The organism is Skermanella sp., assembly GCF_059503625.1.
In genome coordinates this window covers 1-2,771 of the sequence record NZ_JCACHA010000612.1, presented here as the reverse complement: position 1 = coordinate 2,771, position 2,771 = coordinate 1, and the positions used below count along the sequence as shown (strand labels likewise).

Sequence of the window (2,771 nt, the reverse complement as noted above, 5' to 3'; positions counted from 1 at the left end):
GGTGAGGTGGCTAGACCAACGGCTACCCGGAGACAGGGCGTTCTATCCGAGCGACCCTGTCCCATCGATACAAAGGGATGGAAAGGTTCCAAGGACTGAAGGCGTTCGTTCCCGAAGATACGGATGTGAAGTCCATCATGACCTTTTACCGGAAGCTTCTTCCCACCGACCTCAACGTCTACCGGGACCATCTGCTCCGGCTGTCTTCCCAGGACCGCTACGCGCGCTTCTGCGGTTTCAAGACCGACGAGTCGATCACGGCCTACTGCCAAGGCATCGACTGGCGTTTCACCATCATGGTCGGCTGCTTCGTGCGCGGCGAGCTTCGCGCCGTCGCCGAGCTGAGGACTGAGCCGAAGGTCTGGCCGGGCGAGGGAGAACTGGCGGTCAGCGTCGAGCGCGAGTTCCAGGGGCAGGGGATCGGATCGGGCGTCGTGCGCCGGATCATGACCGTGGCCCGCAATCGGTCCCTTCGCCGGCTGATGCTGATCTGCATGATCGGCAATCGCCGCATGCAGGCGATCGTCCGCAAGTTTCTCGGCACGCTGGAATGCGATAGCGGCGAGGCGACCGGCTGGATCGAAATGCCCTGGCCAAACCAGCTCAGCCTGATGCAGGAGGCGCTGGACAACAGCGCCGCCCTGGTCAACGGCGTACTCGACCAGTGGCAGGGCCGATCGGAGGAAATGCCGGTTCCGTCCGCCGCCTGACGGCGTCCAGAAGGCGGCTTGTTGCCCTGGCGTGAACCCGTTACCCTGTTGAAATCGAACGCCGCCGTCAGAGCGGCCGAACAGGGAGACAGGGAACGCCATGGCATCCGTCGGGATCACCCAGGTCCGCAAAGCCTACGGGCAGAATGAAGTCATCCACGGCATAGACATCGATATCGAGGACGAGGAGTTCGTCGTCCTGGTCGGCCCGAGCGGCTGCGGCAAGTCCACTCTGCTGCGCATGGTGGCGGGGCTGGAGCAGATCAGCGGCGGCGAAATCTCGATCGGCGGCACCATCGTCAATCTGGTGCCGCCCAAGGAGCGGGACATCGCGATGGTGTTCCAGAACTACGCGCTCTATCCGCACATGACCGTGTTCGACAACATGGCGTTCAGCCTGAAGCTTCGGAAGGCCGATCCGGAGCTGGTCGACAAGCGGGTGCGCGAGGCCGGCGAGATCCTGGGCCTGATCCCGTACCTGGACCGCTATCCCCGCCAGCTTTCCGGCGGCCAGCGCCAGCGCGTCGCGATGGGCCGCGCCATCGTCCGCGACCCGCAGGTCTTCCTGTTCGACGAGCCGTTGTCCAATCTGGACGCCAAGCTGCGGGTGCAGATGCGCACCGAGATCAAGGCGCTTCACCAGCGCCTGCGGACGACGTCGATCTACGTCACGCACGATCAGGTGGAGGCCATGACCATGGCCGACCGAATCGTCGTCATGCATGACGGCCATGTCGAGCAGATCGGCACGCCGCTGGAGCTTTACGACTATCCGGCCAACACCTTCGTCGCCGGCTTCATCGGATCGCCGGCGATGAACTTCTTCGAAGGGACCTTCCGCCGCGACGGCCGGAGCGCCTGGGTCGAGGCGCCGGGCGACATCGCCTTTCCGGTCGATCCCCTGATAGGAGGAACCGACGGCCAGCCGGTTACCTACGGTATCCGGCCAGGCCATCTGCATCTGGTGACCGACTCTGCCCAGCAGGGCGTGCCGGCGCTGGTTCAGGTGATCGAACCGACCGGGGACGATACGCTGGTGTTCTGCCGGATCGGCGGTCTCGACGCCTGCGCGATGTTCGTGGAGCGCCATGCCTTCCGCGCCGGGGAAACGATCAGGCTGATGCCTCGCCTGAACAACGGCCACGTCTTCGAGGCGGGTACCGGCCGGCGGCTCTGACAAGCCGGCGCTCCTCCGGCGGTTCGACCTTGGACGGTGGAGCCGCCGTTTAGGATGAGGGGCATAATTCCTATGATATTATGCAGGGGTGTCTCCTTTAGGTTTGCTCCGCCTGCCCGGTGCATCCATAAAGGATGCTCGTCCGTATAAGTGATGCATCCGATGCGCCGGCTTCAAAGCCGGTCTTATAAGACAGACTGTTCCGGTAGTTGTTCTTTTGCTAAGGAGGGCGATATGAGCCAGCGGCACGAGGTCAAGGTTGAGCAGGAACTGCATGGCCTGCTCGACAAGGCGATGGTATCCGCCGACCACGAGACACTCGCCCGTCTTCACGACCTCCTGCTCTATATGAGCGAGGGCGCCGACCTGCTCGACTACAGCTTCGACATTCCGGACGGGTTGGAGCACAAGCCCATCTTCAAGCGCATGCTGCTGAGCCAGCAGTTACTGAACGAAGCGCCTCTGGGGCGCGCCTGACGGCAAAAAGATCAGGGCCGCCCGCAAGGGCGGCCCTGAATTGTTTTGCGGGTCGGGATCGCAAGCGGAGCGGCGGCCGGGCGCCCGTCAGGAGCCCGCCGGGATATGCTGCATCGCCTGCCGTGCCCACAGGTTTTCCGTTTCTTCCAGCAGGGTCGAGGCATCGTACAGCAGAGCATGGGTGCGGATGATGTCCGCCTCGTGACGCGCGATCAGCTGCTCCACGCGGCCCACCAGATCGGCGCCCGGTGTCGCCATCTCAGAGCGCAAGGCGTGGAGCCGCACGAAGCCGCGCGTTATCCGGTCGCTTTCCTGCTGCAAAAGAGCCAGGCGCGTGCGCAATTCGCCGATGCGGTCGCGGTGGATCGAGTGGACTTCCTGGTCGGGCTCGAAGGTGAAGGTATCGG

At 63.7% G+C, this 2,771-nt stretch carries 4 protein-coding genes; 3 read left to right on the top strand and 1 reads right to left on the bottom strand.

Annotation, left to right across the window (positions count from 1 at the left end):
• The first annotated feature begins 137 nt into the window (after nucleotides 1-137).
• The 3 genes from AC5JJ6_RS16995 (at nucleotide 138) to AC5JJ6_RS16985 (ending at nucleotide 2,364) form a co-directional block, all read left to right on the top strand.
• Complete coding sequence (locus tag AC5JJ6_RS16995; protein ID WP_496043192.1) at nucleotides 138-710, top strand: GNAT family N-acetyltransferase; 573 nt, start codon at nucleotides 138-140, stop codon at nucleotides 708-710.
• Nucleotides 711-810: 100 nt separating this feature from the next.
• Complete coding sequence (locus tag AC5JJ6_RS16990) at nucleotides 811-1,887, top strand: ABC transporter ATP-binding protein (RefSeq protein ID WP_496043191.1); 1,077 nt, start codon at nucleotides 811-813, stop codon at nucleotides 1,885-1,887.
• A gap of 234 nt (nucleotides 1,888-2,121) precedes the next feature.
• The gene (locus tag AC5JJ6_RS16985) at nucleotides 2,122-2,364 is read left to right on the top strand and encodes a hypothetical protein (RefSeq protein ID WP_044429595.1); all 243 of its coding nucleotides are present in this window, start codon (nucleotides 2,122-2,124) and stop codon (nucleotides 2,362-2,364) included.
• Between the two features lie 87 nt (nucleotides 2,365-2,451).
• Here the strand turns inward: AC5JJ6_RS16985 and AC5JJ6_RS16980 are convergent.
• The coding region (locus tag AC5JJ6_RS16980) for a hypothetical protein (RefSeq protein ID WP_496043190.1) at nucleotides 2,452-2,771 on the bottom strand (320 nt) is incomplete at its 5' end.